Source organism: Microcoleus sp. bin48.metabat.b7b8b9.023, from assembly GCF_013299185.1.
In the GTDB taxonomy this organism is placed as follows: Bacteria; Cyanobacteriota; Cyanobacteriia; order Cyanobacteriales; family Microcoleaceae; genus Microcoleus.
In genome coordinates this window covers 46,345-64,599 of sequence record NZ_JAAFKG010000041.1, presented here as the reverse complement: position 1 = coordinate 64,599, position 18,255 = coordinate 46,345, and the positions used below count along the sequence as shown (strand labels likewise).

Sequence of the window (18,255 nt, the reverse complement as noted above, 5' to 3'; positions counted from 1 at the left end):
CCCACTCCTCCCTTTAAATCGGACGGGGGTCTCCAGCGGCAAGACAAATGAGTTACTGTATCAATCCCAATTGCCAGAATCCCAAAAATCTCGATCGCGCGACAACCTGCACAAATTGCGAGTCGAACTTGCTGCTCAAAGGGCGCTACCGAGTATTTCACACCCTCGGCCAAAATATCGCTTGCGGCACCTTCCTAGCAGCCGATGAAGACCAACCAGCGCAACCCCGCTGCGTCATTCAACAGTTCTGCGGCCCCATGCCGTCAATCGCCGACGGTCAACACCAGTTCAACCGAACATTTTTGGGTTCTGCCTCAGTTATCGACAAGTTGGGCAAACACCGGCAAGTACCGAAACTGCTGGCATCTTTTGAAGTCGAAGGCTGCCAGTATTTAGTGCAAGAATACATCGAAGGGCGCAATTTAGCCGATCGACTTTCGGAAAAAGGCGTTTTTAAAGAAATTCACATTTGGTATCTGCTGAGCGAGTTGTTACCAGTGCTGGAATTTGTCCACGAAAATCAACTGATTCACCGAGATATCAAACCGTCCAATATCATTCACCGCAAATCTTCCCAAACGTCCGCAGCAATAGTCGGGAAAGAGTATCTGGATTCTTGGGACGAGGAATCCGGTCTAGTTTTAGTCGATTTCGGTTCCGCAATTCCTGCCAACAGCGGGCCGCTGAAAACAGAAACAGTGACGGGTTCTGCCGAATACGCGGCGCCGGAACAAATTAAAGGTGAAGCAATTAAGAGCAGCGACATCTACAGTTTGGGCGTCACGTGCATCCACTTGTTAACGGGAATGTCGCCCTTTGATTTGTTTGACATCAAAGCCGACGCTTGGGCCTGGAGGGATTATTTGAAAGTACCAGTTTCTGCCAGACTCGGCCGCATCCTGGATAAAATGGTGCAGCGAGAACCATCAAAACGCTATCTATCGATCGAAGCAATTCTCACAGACATGAAATACGGCCCGACACCGATAGAGGCGATTGTCAGCAAACCCAAGTGGACTTTAGCTATGTGGGGGGGAGCCGCAGTTGCTCTGATTTCATTGGTGCTCGGTTCTCGCTTGCCATCTCCGGTATCGGAAGCTTTCACTTCCAATGAGCCTGTTTCTAGCATTCCCGACATTCGGTTCGACCCGCCCCCCATGCAGAATTTCAGCACTGAGCCATCGCTGTCACGGCCCGCAGTGCGGACTCTGACAGAGCAAGACAAAAATCCGGTGTGGGCCGTAGCAGTCACTCCCAACGGCCGCGTGATAGTCAGCGGCAACAACGACGGGACAATTCACCTGCTGCACAAGCGTCACGGTAAAGTGCTCAAGGTTTTGGCGGCACATTTGGGGCCCGTGTGGTCGGTGGCAGTGAGTCCCGATGGCAGGACGATCGCCAGCGGTGGCGCCGACGGTACGATTAAAGTGTGGAATTTCTATTCTGGCCAGTTAATTCGGACATTGGACGGACACACAGACGGCGTGTTCTCGGTGGTGTTCAGTCCCGACGGCAAAGCCCTCGCCAGTGTCGGCAAAGATAATGCTTTGAAGCTGTGGCAAGTCGAAGGCGGCGCCGAGTTGCAAACACTCAACGGGATAACAAACGAAGTGCATTCGGTAGCTTTCAGTTCCTATAAAGACACTTTGTTTGCTGGCAAAGGCGACGGTACGATCGAGATGTGGAATTGGAAAACAGGGGCATTCCAAGCCACTCTCAGGGGTCATGTGGATGCTGTGTCGGCGCTTACCATCAGCCCCGACGGTACAATTTTGGGCAGCGGTGGCTGGGACAATACCGTGAAGATTTGGGATATCACCACGGATCACGGGCCCGAACCATCCGGTATGGTGACTTTTGCCGGTCATACCGATCGAATTCAGTCTGTAGCTTTCAGTCCCGACGGGGCGACGCTAGCCAGCAGCGATTTGAGCGGAACTATCAAGCTGTGGGCGATGGATGGCGGGGAGCAAGGCACGCTGAAAGGTCATTCTACTTGGGTGGAATTGGCTTTTAATCCTCAGGACAAAACTCTGATCAGCGGCAGTTATGACGACACGATCAAGGTGTGGCAACTGTCTCCTTGATTTTGGCGATCGATTGTCCGGGCGATCGACTTAAATTAAGGTATGTTGTTGCGCTTCAGCGCTCTTTCTTAGATCCAAGAGCGAAGACAGCGCAACAACGTACCTAAAAGTCTACCTCAATAAAACCAAATTGCCGATCGCACTACCGCTTTCCTGCAATTCATGGGCGGCCGCAATCTCGTCTAAACCAAACCGCCCAGCAATAACGTGGCGCAAAACTCCAGCTTTCAGTTGTAGGGTGTGTCGCCTGCAATCCCTAAACCAAGCTCAAAATTCTCATAGCAACGCACCTTTACTTAGAGGTTGAGTGAAAAACAAAAACACTTTTTTTGCACAATTATATGATGTCCGCTAAACTCACCCTAATAATATAGGTTCGTAGTGAGGACTTTAGTCCGCAAAATGCTGCGGACTAAAGTCCTCACTACAAACCGTTTTACCACAAAAAAACATGGATTTACTAGAAAAAAATCAAGACCAACAGCACCCGCAATACAAGCGCGATCGAGCCACAGTCGATAGTTTATTAGGAAAAGAACCAACCGACCAAAATTTATCAGAATTAGCAAGATTAATCATTCGCTACAAAGGATTTCCCGGCGCTAGAGATATCCAAGCAGACTTAAAAAAAGCCCTGCAACAATGGAATCATACCGAAGAAACACTTTACGAACAAACCCGCAAAATTCACGCCACAGGTGAAGTTTACAGGAAACAAAAAAGTGACCAAGAAGATTGGGCTTAATACAGTAAAATTGGTTTGTAGTGAGGACTTTAGTCCGCATCCATCTAAGGACTAAAGTCCTCACTACGAACCAGTAAAATTGGTTTGTAGTGAGGACTTTAGTCCGCATCAATCTAAGGACTAAAGTCCTCACTACGAACCGACATCGCATTCCGCCACAATCAATCAAAACACAACAATCTTGTGTCCCTACCAAATCCCTCTAAACCATCTCAGCCGAAACAGGCATTGCAGGCTGCGGCTGGAACTGGAACAGCGAATAAACCACGTTGCGGCGGATATCCGTCATCATGTCCAAAAACAGCTCGTAACCTTCAGTTTTGTACTCGATTAACGGATCTTTTTGTCCGTAACCGCGCAGCCCGACAGACTCGCGCAAAGCATCCATTTGCTGCAAGTGTTCCCGCCACAAAGTATCAATTTGCTGCAAGATAAAGAACCGCTCAGCATCGCGCATCAAATCGGCACGGATGGCATTAACTTCCGCTTCCTTCATGTCGTAAGCATTGCGGACTTGTTCGTGGAGGAAAGTTTTGATTTCCTCAACAGACAAATCTTCAAGCTGATCCGATGTCATGTCAGCCAGCAGATAAACAAATTCCTTTACCTTGCTGACAAGTTTGTCAAGTTCCCACTCTTCCGAAGGCAAATCGGGATTGATGTATGCTCCCACAATGTCGTCCATCGTTTGTTCGCCATACTTAACCACCTGTTCTTTTGAGTCCAAACCTTCCAATACCCGACGGCGTTCCGCATAGATGGCTCGACGCTGATTGTTCATCACTTCGTCGTATTCAAACACCTGTTTGCGGATGTCGTAATAGTAGGTTTCGACTTTTTTCTGAGCGCCTTCGAGCGATCGAGTCAGCATTCCAGATTCGATCGGCATATCTTCCTCAACACCAAAAGCCTTCATCAAACCGGCCACCCGTTCGCCGCCGAAAATCCGCAGCAAATTATCTTCCAAACTCAAGAAAAACCGAGTAGAACCGGGGTCTCCTTGGCGTCCCGCGCGGCCGCGCAACTGATTGTCAATCCGGCGCGATTCGTGGCGTTCCGTACCGATAACGTGCAAGCCACCCAACTGCACAACTTCGTCGTGTTCGGTGCTGGTAAAAGCATCGTATTCGCTGCGAGTGCGATTGTAAGCTTCCCGCAATTTTTGAATGACAATGTCTTTGGTCGGCGCTTTTTCCGAGGCTACAGCCACGATATCATCGGCTTGCAATTCCGAGAGCGATCGCTCGCCGTACTCCTTCACCGCCAATTCAACCGCCACTTTCAGCAGTTGCTCGGCCTCTTTCGATAGCTGTGTCGGGAAAATCTCGGCCGAAGCCTTCCAAGACTTGACTTTTTTGGCAGTTTGACCAAAACCTTGAGCTGCGGGGCGGCCGCCAATTCCTGGCGCTTGTACCAGCGAAAACCCGTCTTCATCATCGGGCCGCACGATTCGGGGCATCAGATACTCGCGCAACTTCAGGCGTCCCATGTACTCAGAATTACCGCCCAGAATGATGTCAGTACCCCGTCCCGCCATGTTTGTGGCGATCGTCACAGCGCCTTTGCGTCCGGCTTGAGCGATAATTTCCGACTCCCGTTCCACATTTTCCGGTTTCGCATTCAGCAAATTGTGAGGAATCTTGAGTTCTCGAAGCAGCCGCGACAGCAACTCGGATTTTTCCACACTCGTAGTACCCACCAGCACCGGCCTACCGATTTCGTGCATTTCGGCGCATTCTTGGGCGATCGCCTTCCACTTGCCGGCCTCTGCCTTGTAAACCATATCCGAAAGGTCGCCACGGCTGGGAATCCGGTTAGTCGGAATCAGAGTCACTTCCAGACTGTAAATCTTCTCAAACTCCGTTTCCTCAGTCTTCGCCGTCCCAGTCATCCCCGACAGCTTCGGATATAGCAAAAAGAAATTTTGATAAGTAATAGTCGCCAGCGTCTGAGTTTCTGGCTGAATTTCCGCGTGTTCTTTCGCTTCAATCGCCTGGTGCAAACCGTCGCTCCAGCGCCTACCGGGCATCACCCGCCCGGTAAACTCATCGACAATCACCACTTCGCGATCGAGATTGACGATGTAATTAATATCCTTAATAAACAATTCCTTAGCCTTGATCGCATTAAAAATGTAATGCGCCCAAGGGTCAGCCGGGTCGTACAAATCCGTAACGCCCAACAAATTTTCAGCTTCACCAAACCCTTCATCGGTCAACAGCACATTCCGCGCCTTTTCGTCAACCTCGTAATGTTCTTCATTTTCCTTTCTCAAGGAAGCGGCCACCTCAGCCGCCCGGATGTACTTCTCGCTGGGGCGTTCCACTTGGCCGGAAATAATCAGAGGCGTGCGGGCTTCATCAATCAGCACGGAGTCAACTTCGTCAATCACGCAGAAATTAAAAGGACGCTGCACCACATCTTCCATGACAGTAGCCATGTTGTCGCGCAAATAGTCGAAGCCGACTTCGCTGTTCGTGGCGTAGGTAATGTCGCAGTTATAATTTTTCTTGCGTTCCACCTGATCCATGCCCTGCTGAATCAGTCCCACAGTCAATCCCAGGAATCGGTGCACCTGCCCCATCCATTCCGCGTCCCGTCTGGCGAGATAATCATTGACGGTGATGATGTGCACGCCTTTACCGTTAAGGGCGTTGAGGTAAGCCGGCAGAGTAGCTACGAGAGTTTTGCCCTCACCCGTTTTCATTTCGGCAATTTGGCCTTTGTGCAGGATGACGCCACCGAGGAGTTGGACATCAAAGTGGCGCATTCCCAAAACTCGCTGTCCCGCTTCCCGCACCACTGCAAAAGCTTCGGGCAGGATTTCATCGAGGATTTCTTTCTCTTCGTTGAGAGATTTAGCTTTGGCCAGACGTTCTTTAAATTCCGCTGTTTTGCCTCTGAGAGCGTCGTCTGAGAGAGCACGGAAGTCTTCTTCCAAGATATTGATATCAGCTACCCAAGGCTGAAATTTTCTCAGTTTGCGCGCGTTGGGGTCGCCTAGCAGATTTTTAAACATGGCAGGAGAGGCAGATTTTTAATAATTAGCTTTAGTTTGCAGCATTAGGGGCTGTAGTGTGAGCCACAACGTTTACCTTTACCGATTGTAGCAACCATTCGCCGTCCTAAGCAGTCGAAGCCGTCCTTGGGGGCGATCGACCAATTGGGGATTTTGGATCAATTTCCCTAACTCCCGACCAAATCCCACAACACATCAATACCTGAACCGACGTATGGTGTATGTTGGTGGCGATCGATCCATTGCACGACAGCAGGCAAAATCTCACTAGATTTCAGCCCCAACTTACCCAAGGCTTCTACTACCTCAGGACGCAGCCAACCCTTTCGACCTTCGAGACATAGTAACAATGTACTGATGATGGCTTCTGAAGCATTTCCCAACTTACCCAAGGCTTCTGCTGCAAAGTAACGCACCGTAGGATTCCCATCTCTGAGACGTAGCAGCAAGGCACTAATGACAGCTTCTGAAGCATTTCCCAACTTACCCAAGGCTTCTGCTGCAAAGTAACGAACCTTATTAATTTCATGTTCGAGACATAGCAGCAAAGCGCTGATAACTGATTCTGAAGCATTTTTCAACTTACCCAAGGCTTCTGCTGCCGAAGCACGCACAATACAATCCCCATCTTCGAGACATATCAGCAAGGCACTGATCACGGCTTCTGAAGGATTTCCTAGCTCACCCAAGGCAGATGCTGCCGAGCTACGCACCCACTCCTCCTCATCTTCGAGACGTAACAGTAGGGCGCTGATGACGGCTTCTGAAGGATTTCCTAGCTCACCCAAGGCAGATGCTGCTGACCTACGCACTGAGTCATGCCCATCTTCGAGACGTAGCAGCAGGGAAGTGATCACTACTGCTGAAGCATTTCCCAACTTACCCAAAGCTTCTGCTGCCTCACGACGCACACTATAATCCCCATCTTGGAGACGTAATACCAAGGCACTAATGACTGTTTCTGAAGCATTTCCGAACCTGCCGAAAGCTTCTGCTACCAACAAACGTACATCCTTATCCTTATCTTCGAGCCATAACACCAAGGTACTAATGACGGCTTCTGAAGGATGTCCCAACTTACCCAAGGCTTCTGCTGCCTTATGACGCACAATAAAATCCGCATCTTCGAGACATAGCAGTAGGGCGCGAATAATGCCTTCTGAAGGATGTCCCAACTTACCCAAGGCTTCTACTGCCTCATGACGCACATTCCCATTCTCATTTTCGAGACGTAGTAACAAAAAACTGATGGCGGCTTCTTTTTCCCCTAATTCTACTTGATATCTCCAAAACCGATTTTCATCAACACCCTTTGCTTTCAAAAGCTCCAAAGTTTGCGCCTCAAACTCAGTCTCATTCATGCTGCAAAGAATTTGAAAAACCTGAGAGTGAACTTTCTCACCAACCTGTTTCTCACCCATTACCTCCAACTCAACCAACTTCTCCAAAATCTCCACAGTGAGACTGGAATCTACCACCTTTAACTCTTTAATATTTTCAGCAAGGCAACTGCCAGCAAAAAACAAGTCACGGTGCAACCATTCCTCGTACTCACTATTCGCCGCCAAAATTGCCCGCATCGCTTTCGCCGCTTTCTTCGGTTTTTGTTGAGCAATCAATAACAGCAACACCTCCCGCCAGTGAGCATCGTGCAAATTGTCTCGAATATGATTCAAGATAATCTCAAAATCACCGTCATCATCTGCCTGATAGGCAATTTCCTGAGCGCACAAATATTCTTGAAAAGTCTTGTGTACAAAAGCATACAAATCTTGTCCTTGTTCGTTGAGCAATCCCGTTCGCTGTTGAATAAAATCTACAAATCGTCTAGCTTCCTCTCTTGCCTGGAACCGTTCAACCTGTTTTTTGGTTTTAATGTTCTGAGTTAACTGCTCCAACAAATCATCCTTGGCAATCAGCGTTCCGCCTTCAGGATTATCCGTACTACCCTGAGTGTGAATCCAATAGGCGAGAATTTCCATCAGCCGCCGTAAGTCGTCTGCATCTAAACATTTGAATGACGACTGCTCAGTTATTTTTTTGTTGGCATCCCAACACTTTAATAGCGTCTCCACAGCCTTCTCATAAAGCTTGTGACGGGCCCTCGGCAGTACCGCTTGATAGCGGTGAATCAAAGCAATGATTGTCAGCAACAACGGATTTCTCGCCAACAATTTAATCCGGTCATTATCATCCAGAGCTTTTTTAATACTTTCTTTACGGCGTTGAGCTTCCGCCGGATCTCGAACGCGGCTGTCGTACCAATGATCGATAAACTCATCAACCTTAGCATCATCAAGCAGTTGTAACTGATAGTGCTCAAACTCGGAACTATTAAAAAAATCGCGCTTATAACCCGCAGGGCGAGAAGTAATAATTGCCAGATTTTGATTATACTGTCCCAAAAAATTCTCAATCTGCTGCACTACGGCGTAGCGCTTGGATTCTTCGACAACTTCATCCAATCCATCCAACAAAATCATCGCCCTACCGTCAGCCAGCCAATACTCAAAAAAGCCTTCGGGCAGCCGTTTCACAGACATAGTTTTTTCTGCAAACTGGCGCGCGTATTCGAGGAGACTGATATCTGAAAGCCTAGCAAAGTCGCGAATTTTAATCAAAATCGGCAAGCAATCTCTCTCAGCATCCCAGCCGATTTTTTCTGGATATTTCTGAGCTAACATCACCGCAAAAAAACTGAGTAATGTTGTTTTGCCAGAACCGGGCGCGCCCAGCAGTACAAATTTATGCGATCGATTTTGATTCAATAATTGCGATGCTAAAAACTTTCTGCCCGAGCGACTTTCTCGTTGCAATAATTGCAGATTTTTGCCTGCCTCTAAGTCTTCAATATCCAAGCTTATATGAGTATTTATATCTTCCAAGACATCGGGCATCACAAAAATCTGAGCCAATTTTTCTGATTTTTCGATTTCCTGGCCTTCGACGGCAATGCCAGCAAATTTGACATCATCAAACCAGTTAGCCACTTGCTTAAAGTAGTCGGCTTTAGCAACCTGAAAACTTAAATAACAATTTGTTTTCTCGAAATAGGTTTTTGCAAAAACATCCAGCCAGTCATACACTTTTTCTGGCATGAATCTGTCTTGAATTTTTTTGTTGTCTGCGACTGTCGCATTAAAAGCTGCAACTAACAAATCAACTTGAGGCGTTCCTTGGTTGTTGAAAGGTTTCAGGAGTTCTGGCAGTGCGGCGCCGGTAAAGAATTTTTCTAGAAAACTTTCGACTAAGCCTTGTTCGCAAGGATAGAATAATTCATGGGTTTTATTGGCAGTTTTAATGCCACAAGTCCAAGCTTTTTCAAAATCACTAGGATTGAATTTCTTCATAGCTTCTTTGAATCCTATTTCTGCAAGTTTAGGCGCGACGGCTTGTGCTAGTTTTAAGCCTAATGTGCCAAATTCAATTATCATGGTAATTTTAAATATTTGGGGTTAATATAGTTTACAGTATTACAGCAGATTCCAGCTTCATAAAGTACAATAGCAGCTATATTCTTTGGTCTTTGGTAGGGTGCGCGTCGCTGCGATATCTTAGATAAAACTTGCAGATAGATCCCGTCGCACCTTACACGGGAACTCTCAATATTGTGTATACCACATAAACCTGAAATATGCTATATATTCAGTGACCTGAGATTTTGAAAGGTGCGTCGCTATGAGATTGTCGATTTTTTTGATGATTTTTGATGGCGACGCACCCTACAGATAACTCATTTTTACAATAAATGCTATATATAGCCTTTCTCAAAAAGATGAGGTATGACTGGCATCAGTATAACCGCTTAGACTAAGAGGGCTGAAGCCCAACAACGTACCTCATCTTTCTGAGAACCGCTATATTTAATTGATATTTGCTATCATAGGCTTAACAAATAACTGAATAAATGTATGAAAATTAGAGCAATCATTCATCCAGCAGAAGAAGGTGGCTATTGGGCAGAAGTTCCCGCACTGCCGGGGTGCATTACTGAAGGAGACACTATCGAAGAAGTGATGATTAATTTAAAAGATGCTATAGTCGGCTGGCTCGAAGTTGCTAATAGTCGTGAAACAGTTGCCTCCACAGATAAAATTGTGGAGATTGCTGTATGAAATCTATTTCTGGCAAACAACTTTGCAAAATAGTAGAGCATAAAAATTGGGTTTTGAGAAGAATTACTGGCAGTCATCATATCTATGAAAACCCAGAATTAGACCAAATTTTGTCAATTCCTGTTCACCGCAATCAAGATTTGAAAGTTGGAACCTTGAGAGCCTTAATGAAAATAGCCCACCTATCTGAAGAAGATTTACTCTGATAGGGTGCGTGTACTCTGATTTCAGTGAGGGAAAATACATGAAAATTCGAGAATCTCAAGGTAAGAGTGTCTGGAACCATTCTGAGGGCTGGTGCTGCGAGCCTCTTGACACCATACCGCCCGGTCATATTGCCCTAGCCGTTGAAGCGATCGCCCTAGATCTTGTAGACTGGGATATCGAAGAAATTGGCGAAAAAGCAGGTTTTGATATTCAGTACAAATACACGGGAATCAATGACCCGAAAAATGAATCTTTAGCTTGCGTAACTCAGTTTGTGGGCATTTATGAGGACTTCTCAAAGCTCGATCGCGATTTAGCAGCTTTGATTGCGGCCGGTATCCCGCGCCATCTATTTAAAATACTGACTTCCAACGATGACATCGATTTGAAACCTGTAACGCAATACCTCAAAGCAGTCTTATAATGCTTTGAGTGTAGCGCAATTGTTCTTTTTTTCAAGTGCGATCGCCCTTTTTGTCCGAAAGTGCGATCGCCCTTTCCCATCCCTCTCAATACCCGACTCAACCATTTACACCTACAACACTCAACTCATCAGACATTTTGCAATTATTTGTTGCATCATCTTTTGGCAACTGTTCGCTATTCAAGAATTCTTCAAATAAATCAAAAAAGCGCTTCAGTGCATCCGCTTCATCCTCAGAATAAAAAAGAATAATGCGACTCCAAGATTGAGTATCTGCTTGGTTAAATCGATTCTCTATCCATTCTTGAAACTCCTCAAACTTTGTTTCTTGTTCTGTTACAGGAATGCCAAGTTGACGGCGGGCAAAGGTATAACCGTCCAAAAAAACATGAAGATGACTAAGCGATCGCTTCCCCAAGTATAAAGACGATCTTTGCTTGATTTTTCCGAGCAAATCATACAAATCTAACATTGTTTCATCTCCTTTTAGCTAAAATTCGATCGCCAAACAATAAAATTTTCCCAACCACTCTTGTTTAGAAATTCCTTCATTGTGGATATTATCAAAAATTAATTCCTCCCCATTAAATGGTGGAAAATAACAAAATAACTTTTGATGGCGACGCACCCTACAGATTAACTTTAATCCTACTTTTCAACAAGCCTGGGTATTTCATAACTCAAAAAGTCATAGGCCATTTTCGTATTCGGAAAAATTGCCTGGGCTTCCTTGAGCAAATCATCCAGGACGATCGCATTTCCCGGAGCATAACGCGGGCTAAAATGCGTCATGATTAACTGTTTCGCCCCAGCGAGCAAAGCAACTTGAGCGGCCATCGTCGAAGTTGAGTGCAGGCGATCGAAGGCCATTTGAGCATCTTGATGGGCAAAAGTCGCTTCGTGCACCAACAAATCCGCATCCTTCGCCAATTCCACCGCGCTGTCACAAAAAACCGTGTCGGTACAGTAAACAAACTTTCGCCCAACTTGATCCGGGCCGCAAAAATCACTGCCTTTAAACTGTCGCCCGTCCGATAACTTGACTGTCTTTCCTTGTTTTAATTCGCCGTAAACTGGCCCGGAAGGAATGCCCACAGCCTTGGCTTTTTCGACATCGAAATGTCCCGGACGGTCTTTCTCAGTTACTCGATAACCAAAAGCAGTAACTCGGTGTTTTAAAGGAGCGCAAGTAACAATATATTCGTCGTCTTCATAGACAACTCCCTCGTGACTTTTGTGTACCTTCACCGGGTAAGAAAAATGAGTTTGAGAATAGCGAACGCCAGCTTGCAAATATTCTTCAAGTCCCGGAGGCCCGTAAAGATCGATACGCTTGACATTCCCCGCCAAACCGCAGCTAGCCAGCAAACCCATTAAGCCGAAAATGTGGTCGCCGTGCAGGTGAGTGATGAAAATCCGGCTCAGTTGGCTGACTTTTAGCTCGCTACGGAGGAATTGGTGCTGGGTTCCTTCGCCGCAGTCAAACAGCCAGAGTTCGGCTCGCTGGGGCAAGCGCAGGGCGATGCTGGATACGTTGCGCGATCGCGTGGGGACGCCGGAGCTAGTTCCGAGAAATGTAATCTGCAAGAGTCAAATCACCTCAATTAAATCTTAAAAAATATGTTACAAATATCCAGGTGCGGCCAATCTGACATAAAGGAATTATTCGCAGGCAGGAACCGGGATAAATCGCTGTTGCTGCCAGGATCTAGTCGCTCCAATCATTTTTGACGCACAAAGTGCTAAACCCAATTCTAACGTTTTCTTTCTGCCGTTCTCCTTCCTTTTTCCCGAACCTTCCCGAACTCTTAAAAATTGTCAAGCTCATACAGCACAGGAGGAAAATTTTAAAATGCAGTCAGGAGTGTTCTTTACTTCCGTTGTTTCGACATTAAAAAAACGCTACTTTTGGATGGGGCTGTTGTTTTGGCTGGTGATGGTAGCCCCAGCGCAGGCCTCGCTAATTTTGCGAGTGGCGGTACAAGACGGGACGAGTCAAATCAAAGTCGGCAGTTCTACTAAGGCTGCCATCCGCGACAGCAGCGGGCGCAATTTGGGGGAACTGCCGGCAAACAGTTCTCAGTCAGCTCAATTTCGATCGGGAACTGTGGCAATTGGCCGCTGGGCTGCTAATCAAATTTGGATCGAGCCGACCGCAAACGGTTATGTTTGGATTGGCGATCGATGGTATCGGGGACGCACGCTTCTAGTTCCCGAAAAAGGAGCCTTGACTGCCGTCAACTACGTCGATATCGAACAGTATCTCTACAGCGTTCTCGGCGCCGAAATGAGTGGCAATTGGCCTCAAGAGGCTTTGAAAGCTCAAGCAGTCGCCGCCCGTTCCTACGCTCTCCACAAGCGCCTCAAAAGCGAAACCGACCTTTACGATGTGGACGATACTCAATCTTCGCAGGTTTACAAAGGACTGCAAACAGAATCTTCGGGTACTTATGCCGCAGTCGATGCCACCGCTGGTCAGGTTCTCACCTACAACGGTCAGATTATTTTAGCTGTTTTCCACTCTGCCTCTGGCGGACATACTGAGAACGTTGAGGATGTGTGGACGGAACCCCTGCCTTATTTGCGGGCTGTTCCGGATTTTGACCAAGGGGCGCCGGTTTACCAATGGAAAGAAAATTTTTCCCGCGCTCAAATCAGCAACAGGATTTCTGGTGTTGGGAATGTGATCTCGATGAAGCCAGAACGCGCTACTGCTTACGGCAGCGTTTTGACGATGAAAGTAGTCGGAGATGGCGGTTCTAGGGTCATGAGTGGCGCAGATTTGCGTCGGGTTCTAAATTTGAGGAGTACCCGCTTTACTGTGATTCCTCAGTACGGCGGGATTTTTAGTGGGAGAAATAGCGGGCAGCCTCCTACGGGTTTTCAAGTTGCTGGCAAAGGTTTCGGTCACGCTGTGGGAATGAGTCAGTGGGGGGCTTACAATTTGGCTAGGCAGGGATACGGCTACCAGCAGATTTTGTTGCACTATTATCGGGGTGCTGCTTTGGCTAGAATTGCTGTGCAGTAATTGCTACACCTTTGTTATTGGTTATTTGTTACTGGTTATTGGTTATTGGTTATTTGTCATTAGTAGCAACTCACAATTCACCAACAATACCTAACAACTACCAACAAATAACTAATAACTAATCACTAATCACTAATCACTAAATTAAGGATTGCTATGCAAAAGTGGGAGTATTTATTTGTGGATGCGAATATGTATCCTTTTGGAAATAAGCTGATTAGTTTATATGTAAATGGTGAGGAGCTGCGAGATTGGAAACAAGGCTCGCTACATTTATTTGTCAATCAGTTGGGGGAGGATGGGTGGGAACTTGTAGCTCTGCGACATGACTCGAAATACGACCAAAATTGTTTGATTTTTAAACGACCTAAGATTGTTAAAGAATGAGAAAAACAACAGATTCTAGTATTCAAAATAAATGATTTTGGCGTTGTTTAATCAGGGGATGAAAATGGGTAACTTGAAAATTCAGCTATATTGACTGACTGGTTTGTTTCATTTTTTCACATTGAGTCGTTCATACCGTTGCAGCAGCAACGCCAATACAAGGTACGTAGTTGCGCTTGAGCGCTCTTTCCTAATATAAGCAAAGAGCGCTGAAGCGCAACTACGTACCTAAGATCAATTCTCAGAAGACTTCTAGTCTCCGGCGGTTAGAAACCGCGACTACAAAAACAAAGTCCACCTCCGTGGACTATGAAAAAATCTGTGTGTTGCCTTCCTGATTCTTCGGGCTATACATTATCCGATCGCCCAATTCGCCGCTGCCATTCAGCATCTATTTTGGCTGATTGTTCTAGTTCTTGTTGAGTTAATTCGCTTTCTGTGGTATAAGCTAGGTCTTCTCCAGTCAGAACGTTTTCGCCTGCAAATTCCTGGGCGTAGGCCAGTTTTTGCTGCAAGTTGGCATCGGGTTGGTTTAATAACATGGCTCGCTGCTGCCGATCGCGATTTCGAGCTTCTATCTGGCTATTTTTCCACTGAATCCAGAAGTACCTGATTAAGGGAATTGTCAGAAATCCGACGCCGTAAATCAGCAGCAGTGGATAAATACCGCTGACGAAGCCGATGAATCCACCTGCGATCGCACTTTTAGTCAATAAGTTTCCCAAAACTAACGCACCGACAAGATTGACGGCTCCTAAACCTGCTGCGAGCATGATTTGGCCGGAGTCGGCGTGACTGAAACGCCACAGCATTTCTCGCAAATAAGCTCCTGTTGGTTGAGGATTTTGCAGGATGGCTGTGGTTTGCAATTGCGGAAAATGGTAGATGATTTGGCCTTCGGGACTGACTTCGGGGCGGCCGTCAAAACGGGCGAGAGCTGGTAACATATATTCTTCGTATTCTCGGGCGTATCCCTGTCCGAGATTGTCGAGATAGGGCGCAATTTGTTCGGCTGCGACTGCGCCTCGGTTGTTGCGAATTGCGGTGGCTATATCGCTCCACTTGCGCTCTTCTAGATTTTTATTGGGATTGCCGTCTCCAAATATAAATGAGAAAACTGCTTCCAGAAAACTCATTTGGGGTTTTTGAGCGCGATCGCGCGATCGCTGCTGGTATGGTTCATCATGGTTCCAGTAAAAGATCCAGATTAAGTCGTTCCAGAAGTAGGGAAAAAAGAAAAAGCCTCCGCCGCCACCTCCACTTTCGCCTCCGCTTCCGCCGCCTCCGCCGTTATTGTCGCTATTCATGCTGGAGAGTAAAAGCGTAATAGCAACAACAATTAAAAGGATGGAAGCTACCAGCACTACGCCAAAAGATATTCTAATCAAGTAAAATAGGACTCGCCAGATTTTTTGCCACCATTCCTGCAACTGCAAGCGCAAGAATTTGTTTCGCAAAATATCTCGAAAGTTGTTGGGAAATATGTAGGCAATGTCGCCGGATTCTGCTACTTGCAGGTTCCCACCTGCTTCGGAGGCCAGCGTTAACAGTTCTCGCTGGGCAAAATTGACATCTAATCCAGCTTTTGCCGCCACGTCTCCAACCGTAACGCGGTAGCCAAGTTGCTCGACGGCTTGCATAATCCCGGGATTTGGAGCCATGTGTTTCTCTTTGTGAAAATTACGCGGTTATTTTTAATTATAGGTTGCGGGCATTAAAGCTGGTTTAGACCTGGAGAATTTAGGCTTTTTTGTGGCTGACCTTGATTTTGGGGCAAAACATTGCTACTTTTGGCATGGTTCAAAAATGGCAGTTTTAAGGTAGCACTGCACGGCAAATTCTGCCATCATTAAAGGTACATCAAAGCTGATAGCGATTGCTGTCAGCTTTGGGTCGAGAATACCGGCGATCGCCAGTAATTCGTCGCGTTGACCAATTGAAAACATCTACTTGATTCTCATTTGTTTCTGAGTGGTATTTGTATTCTTGCGATCTGACTCAAAATAGAACTAGATACAGGGGGTGTCGGAATATAACCACCTGCGACGAATGCCATCTTAATAAAAAATATCAGCTTGCATATAGCCTTTCTCAAAAAGATGAGGTGTGCCTGACAGCTTGTATAACCGCTTAAACGTATAGGGCCTTCTTCCCAACAACGTACCTAACCTTTCTGAGAACCGCTATAATTAAATTAGTGAATAGTGAGTAGTGGATAGTGAATTAGATTGTTTCTAAGAACTCAAACAAATAGTTTTCATCTTTTAAGTTAAGAAAATTTTCTTTACCATTGAGAACATCTTCATAAGTCATTTTATCCAATTCATCTTTGCTCAAGTTTAGATCTATATCAGGCTTTCCTTTCATAACTATGCCTAAGCCAAAATCGCAATCCAACACAAAGACTCGCAAATCTTTGCGATTACTTCTTAGATAACAAATCGTTTTCCAGACATCACCACACCAGTTGCCATCCCATCCAGGTAAATTCATGTCGATCGCAGCTTGCAGAGACTGAGCTGGACAGGCTGCGAGGACATGGGGTGGTTTGCAATCATGCATGACTATTACGCCATTTTCATTGAGGTTGTCCAAGGTATTCAGGACATCTTGCAATGATTGTTCGTAGGTATGCAATCCATCGATAAATGCTACATCAAACCGTTCGATCGGATTGGCACTTGCAAAAAAAGCATCGCTAGTGGCGTCTATATATTCCGCTGTTGCATTACATAGATTTTTACTAGCCCATTCCAATTTACGTTCTTCAGAAAATGCAAAACTAGGATCTACTCCCACCTTTTGAGCGATCTCGATCGGGAAAAAACTATCGCCATTATTTACGCCGATTTCTAAATACCTCAGGGCTTTTTTCTTGTCGATTATTTTTTGAATTACATCGGTTCTGAGCATTTTGGTTTCCTGATATAATACACAACAATTTGAAACCTAACTATTTAGGCTGACTGTTTACTATAACATATCTCACGCATTGCCCCACGTATTTTTGTTACTGCTGTTGGGGGGAAGGGGGAAGGGGAAAGGGGGAAGGGGTAAAGAGTACAGGACTTACGCAAAGACTCTATCTGTAGGGTGCGTTACCTCTGGTAGCCGATCGCCAACGCTACTAATAGTGTGGGTGCGTACTTTGTCTTTGCCAATATCACGATCGCTATTTTCTGGCGAGCATCAAGCGGTAAACTGGCTGCGACTGATTGGCTCGGGCTCATCCTTGTAGATTATACCCAGGTTTTTCCTAAGTTCCCTCTGAAACCATCATAAGTTCCGCGCAGACAAGCCCAAATTTTCAATCTTCTTGATAGGTTTTCTAATAGCAAGATTTTAATAACTAAATTAATCATAATTTTAATTCTATGAATACTAAACATAATCAATAGTTTGTTCTCCATAGCGAGACTAAGTTCGACAAAGGTGTTATTCCTGCATCGGTAGTAGTAACGCAACGGAGAACAATTCAATCGCATTATTTTTATTTTAGGATAAAATAAATTAACTTCTTGAGTCTCTCCAAATCGTTGTTTTAGAACAATATTTCTATTGACAAATATAGAATAATTTTGTTTCTTTAATTTTAGACAATATTCCCAATCAACTGCTTCAATAAATAAATTTTCATTAGGAAAGGGAGTATTGTGAGCGGCTTGAATGGAAATAAGAGAACCTGCTGTAATAACGGCATCACATTTATAAATTTCAGGGATTTGATCGTTTATAAGAAATTGTTTTAGTTGATACTTATCTAAGATCATTCCATTCCATTGTTGTCCTGTGACTCTATCAACAGGAAGTGGAGCAATAATTCCAATTTTTTGATGAGCTTCTTTGAGATTATCATAGGTTTCAATTAATCTTTTTAAAGCATCTGGTGAAGGTTCAGTATCTTGATCGAAAGTCCAAATAAAATCAAATTCATTTTTAATAGACCATTCAATACCCACTCGTAAACCGCCAGAAATGCCGATGTTTTGGGGATAAGATTTGACGATAATAGATTCGTCTAATTCTTCAGGAGACAACAAAACATGAGGCGAGTTATCGACTATTAAGATTTTCTCGATCGAATAAGTTTGACACTTAAGAGAAGCGATACACCGCTCAAGGGCAGTTTTATCTGAATAGGCGGTGATATAAGCAACAATACGATACGACATTACCTAATTAATACTTCCAACTTATTTTTACTACAAATGAATACAATTACCCTGACTGCCTGATCCTGCTT

18 protein-coding genes are annotated in these 18,255 nt (G+C 45.5%); 7 read left to right on the top strand and 11 right to left on the bottom strand.

Going from position 1 to position 18,255, the window contains the following annotated elements; genetic code table 11:
• Positions 1 to 47: 47 nt before the first annotated feature.
• On the top strand, positions 48 to 2,087 hold the full coding sequence (locus QZW82_RS21545; protein WP_293152550.1) for a protein kinase: 2,040 nt from the start codon (positions 48 to 50) through the stop codon (positions 2,085 to 2,087).
• Between the two features lie 111 nt (positions 2,088 to 2,198).
• Here the strand turns inward: QZW82_RS21545 and QZW82_RS21540 are convergent, their stop codons facing one another.
• A complete protein-coding gene (locus tag QZW82_RS21540) occupies positions 2,199 to 2,318 on the bottom strand; it encodes a zinc-binding dehydrogenase (protein WP_293152574.1) in 120 nt (39 codons plus the stop codon).
• Between the two features lie 220 nt (positions 2,319 to 2,538).
• On the opposite strand from QZW82_RS21540, the gene QZW82_RS21535 reads away from it, so the two are divergent.
• Entirely contained in the window at positions 2,539 to 2,832 is a 294-nt protein-coding gene (locus QZW82_RS21535) for a DUF3288 family protein (protein WP_293152548.1), read from the top strand.
• Positions 2,833 to 3,034: 202 nt separating this feature from the next.
• Here the strand turns inward: QZW82_RS21535 and secA are convergent, their stop codons facing one another.
• Positions 3,035 to 5,851, bottom strand: a complete 2,817-nt coding sequence (secA, locus tag QZW82_RS21530; RefSeq protein WP_293152545.1) for a preprotein translocase subunit SecA — start codon at positions 5,849 to 5,851, stop codon at positions 3,035 to 3,037.
• A gap of 167 nt (positions 5,852 to 6,018) precedes the next feature.
• A complete protein-coding gene (locus QZW82_RS21525; protein WP_293152542.1) occupies positions 6,019 to 9,285 on the bottom strand; it encodes a HEAT repeat domain-containing protein in 3,267 nt (1,088 codons plus the stop codon).
• Between the two features lie 477 nt (positions 9,286 to 9,762).
• On the opposite strand from QZW82_RS21525, the gene QZW82_RS21520 reads away from it, so the two are divergent.
• From QZW82_RS21520 to QZW82_RS21510, 3 genes are read left to right on the top strand one after another with little or no spacing between them, the layout of a single operon-like run.
• Positions 9,763 to 9,966 carry a type II toxin-antitoxin system HicB family antitoxin gene (locus QZW82_RS21520; RefSeq protein WP_293152539.1) on the top strand — a complete coding sequence of 68 codons (204 nt, stop codon included), beginning with the start codon at positions 9,763 to 9,765 and terminating at the stop codon, positions 9,964 to 9,966.
• The gene (locus tag QZW82_RS21515) at positions 9,963 to 10,172 is read left to right on the top strand and encodes a type II toxin-antitoxin system HicA family toxin (RefSeq protein ID WP_293152536.1); all 210 of its coding nucleotides are present in this window, start codon (positions 9,963 to 9,965) and stop codon (positions 10,170 to 10,172) included. Before QZW82_RS21520 ends, QZW82_RS21515 begins: the two co-directional genes overlap by 4 nt.
• A gap of 38 nt (positions 10,173 to 10,210) precedes the next feature.
• Positions 10,211 to 10,597 (top strand): hypothetical protein, encoded by a 387-nt coding sequence (locus tag QZW82_RS21510; RefSeq protein WP_293152533.1) that lies wholly within the window; start codon positions 10,211 to 10,213, stop codon positions 10,595 to 10,597.
• Positions 10,598 to 10,694: 97 nt separating this feature from the next.
• Here the strand turns inward: QZW82_RS21510 and QZW82_RS21505 are convergent, their stop codons facing one another.
• From QZW82_RS21505 to QZW82_RS21500, 3 genes are read right to left on the bottom strand one after another with little or no spacing between them, the layout of a single operon-like run.
• Complete coding sequence (locus QZW82_RS21505; RefSeq protein WP_293152530.1) at positions 10,695 to 11,069, bottom strand: hypothetical protein; 375 nt, start codon at positions 11,067 to 11,069, stop codon at positions 10,695 to 10,697.
• A gap of 18 nt (positions 11,070 to 11,087) precedes the next feature.
• Positions 11,088 to 11,225 carry a papain fold toxin domain-containing protein gene (locus tag QZW82_RS32300; RefSeq protein WP_366665067.1) on the bottom strand — a complete coding sequence of 46 codons (138 nt, stop codon included), beginning with the start codon at positions 11,223 to 11,225 and terminating at the stop codon, positions 11,088 to 11,090.
• A gap of 20 nt (positions 11,226 to 11,245) precedes the next feature.
• The gene (locus QZW82_RS21500) at positions 11,246 to 12,184 is read right to left on the bottom strand and encodes a ribonuclease Z (RefSeq protein WP_293152527.1); all 939 of its coding nucleotides are present in this window, start codon (positions 12,182 to 12,184) and stop codon (positions 11,246 to 11,248) included.
• A 265-nt stretch (positions 12,185 to 12,449) separates the two neighbouring features.
• Between QZW82_RS21500 and QZW82_RS21495 the strand changes: the two genes are divergently transcribed.
• Both QZW82_RS21495 and QZW82_RS21490 read left to right on the top strand, forming a co-directional pair.
• The gene (locus QZW82_RS21495; RefSeq protein WP_293152524.1) at positions 12,450 to 13,625 is read left to right on the top strand and encodes a SpoIID/LytB domain-containing protein; all 1,176 of its coding nucleotides are present in this window, start codon (positions 12,450 to 12,452) and stop codon (positions 13,623 to 13,625) included.
• A 156-nt stretch (positions 13,626 to 13,781) separates the two neighbouring features.
• A complete protein-coding gene (locus tag QZW82_RS21490) occupies positions 13,782 to 14,012 on the top strand; it encodes a hypothetical protein (protein WP_293152521.1) in 231 nt (76 codons plus the stop codon).
• Between the two features lie 347 nt (positions 14,013 to 14,359).
• Here QZW82_RS21490 and QZW82_RS21485 read toward each other — a convergent pair whose 3' ends face one another.
• The 5 genes from QZW82_RS21485 to QZW82_RS21465 form a co-directional block, all read right to left on the bottom strand.
• Positions 14,360 to 15,673, bottom strand: a complete 1,314-nt coding sequence (locus QZW82_RS21485) for a hypothetical protein (protein WP_293152519.1) — start codon at positions 15,671 to 15,673, stop codon at positions 14,360 to 14,362.
• Between the two features lie 123 nt (positions 15,674 to 15,796).
• On the bottom strand, positions 15,797 to 15,958 hold the full coding sequence (locus QZW82_RS21480) for a hypothetical protein (protein ID WP_293152516.1): 162 nt from the start codon (positions 15,956 to 15,958) through the stop codon (positions 15,797 to 15,799).
• A gap of 277 nt (positions 15,959 to 16,235) precedes the next feature.
• The gene (locus QZW82_RS21475) at positions 16,236 to 16,925 is read right to left on the bottom strand and encodes a class I SAM-dependent methyltransferase (RefSeq protein ID WP_293152513.1); all 690 of its coding nucleotides are present in this window, start codon (positions 16,923 to 16,925) and stop codon (positions 16,236 to 16,238) included.
• A gap of 185 nt (positions 16,926 to 17,110) precedes the next feature.
• Positions 17,111 to 17,242, bottom strand: coding sequence for a hypothetical protein (locus tag QZW82_RS21470; protein ID WP_293152510.1), 132 nt, complete (start codon positions 17,240 to 17,242; stop codon positions 17,111 to 17,113).
• Between the two features lie 9 nt (positions 17,243 to 17,251).
• Positions 17,252 to 18,184, bottom strand: coding sequence for a glycosyltransferase (locus QZW82_RS21465; RefSeq protein WP_293152507.1), 933 nt, complete (start codon positions 18,182 to 18,184; stop codon positions 17,252 to 17,254).
• Positions 18,185 to 18,255 lie beyond the last annotated feature (71 nt).

Bases quoted from the DNA above. Each gene is read 5' to 3' on its own strand.
- QZW82_RS21545 (WP_293152550.1), top strand. From the start codon at position 48: ATGAGTTACTGTATCAATCCCAATTGCCAGAATCCCAAAAATCTCGAT.
- QZW82_RS21535 (WP_293152548.1), top strand. From the start codon at position 2,539: ATGGATTTACTAGAAAAAAATCAAGACCAACAGCACCCGCAATACAAG.
- secA (WP_293152545.1), bottom strand. From the start codon at position 5,851: ATGTTTAAAAATCTGCTAGGCGACCCCAACGCGCGCAAACTGAGAAAA.
- QZW82_RS21525 (WP_293152542.1), bottom strand. From the start codon at position 9,285: ATGATAATTGAATTTGGCACATTAGGCTTAAAACTAGCACAAGCCGTC.
- QZW82_RS21520 (WP_293152539.1), top strand. From the start codon at position 9,763: ATGAAAATTAGAGCAATCATTCATCCAGCAGAAGAAGGTGGCTATTGG.
- QZW82_RS21515 (WP_293152536.1), top strand. From the start codon at position 9,963: ATGAAATCTATTTCTGGCAAACAACTTTGCAAAATAGTAGAGCATAAA.
- QZW82_RS21510 (WP_293152533.1), top strand. From the start codon at position 10,211: ATGAAAATTCGAGAATCTCAAGGTAAGAGTGTCTGGAACCATTCTGAG.
- QZW82_RS21505 (WP_293152530.1), bottom strand. From the start codon at position 11,069: ATGTTAGATTTGTATGATTTGCTCGGAAAAATCAAGCAAAGATCGTCT.
- QZW82_RS21495 (WP_293152524.1), top strand. From the start codon at position 12,450: ATGCAGTCAGGAGTGTTCTTTACTTCCGTTGTTTCGACATTAAAAAAA.
- QZW82_RS21490 (WP_293152521.1), top strand. From the start codon at position 13,782: ATGCAAAAGTGGGAGTATTTATTTGTGGATGCGAATATGTATCCTTTT.
- QZW82_RS21485 (WP_293152519.1), bottom strand. From the start codon at position 15,673: ATGGCTCCAAATCCCGGGATTATGCAAGCCGTCGAGCAACTTGGCTAC.
- QZW82_RS21480 (WP_293152516.1), bottom strand. From the start codon at position 15,958: ATGTTTTCAATTGGTCAACGCGACGAATTACTGGCGATCGCCGGTATT.
- QZW82_RS21475 (WP_293152513.1), bottom strand. From the start codon at position 16,925: ATGCTCAGAACCGATGTAATTCAAAAAATAATCGACAAGAAAAAAGCC.
- QZW82_RS21470 (WP_293152510.1), bottom strand. From the start codon at position 17,242: ATGAGCCCGAGCCAATCAGTCGCAGCCAGTTTACCGCTTGATGCTCGC.
- QZW82_RS21465 (WP_293152507.1), bottom strand. From the start codon at position 18,184: ATGTCGTATCGTATTGTTGCTTATATCACCGCCTATTCAGATAAAACT.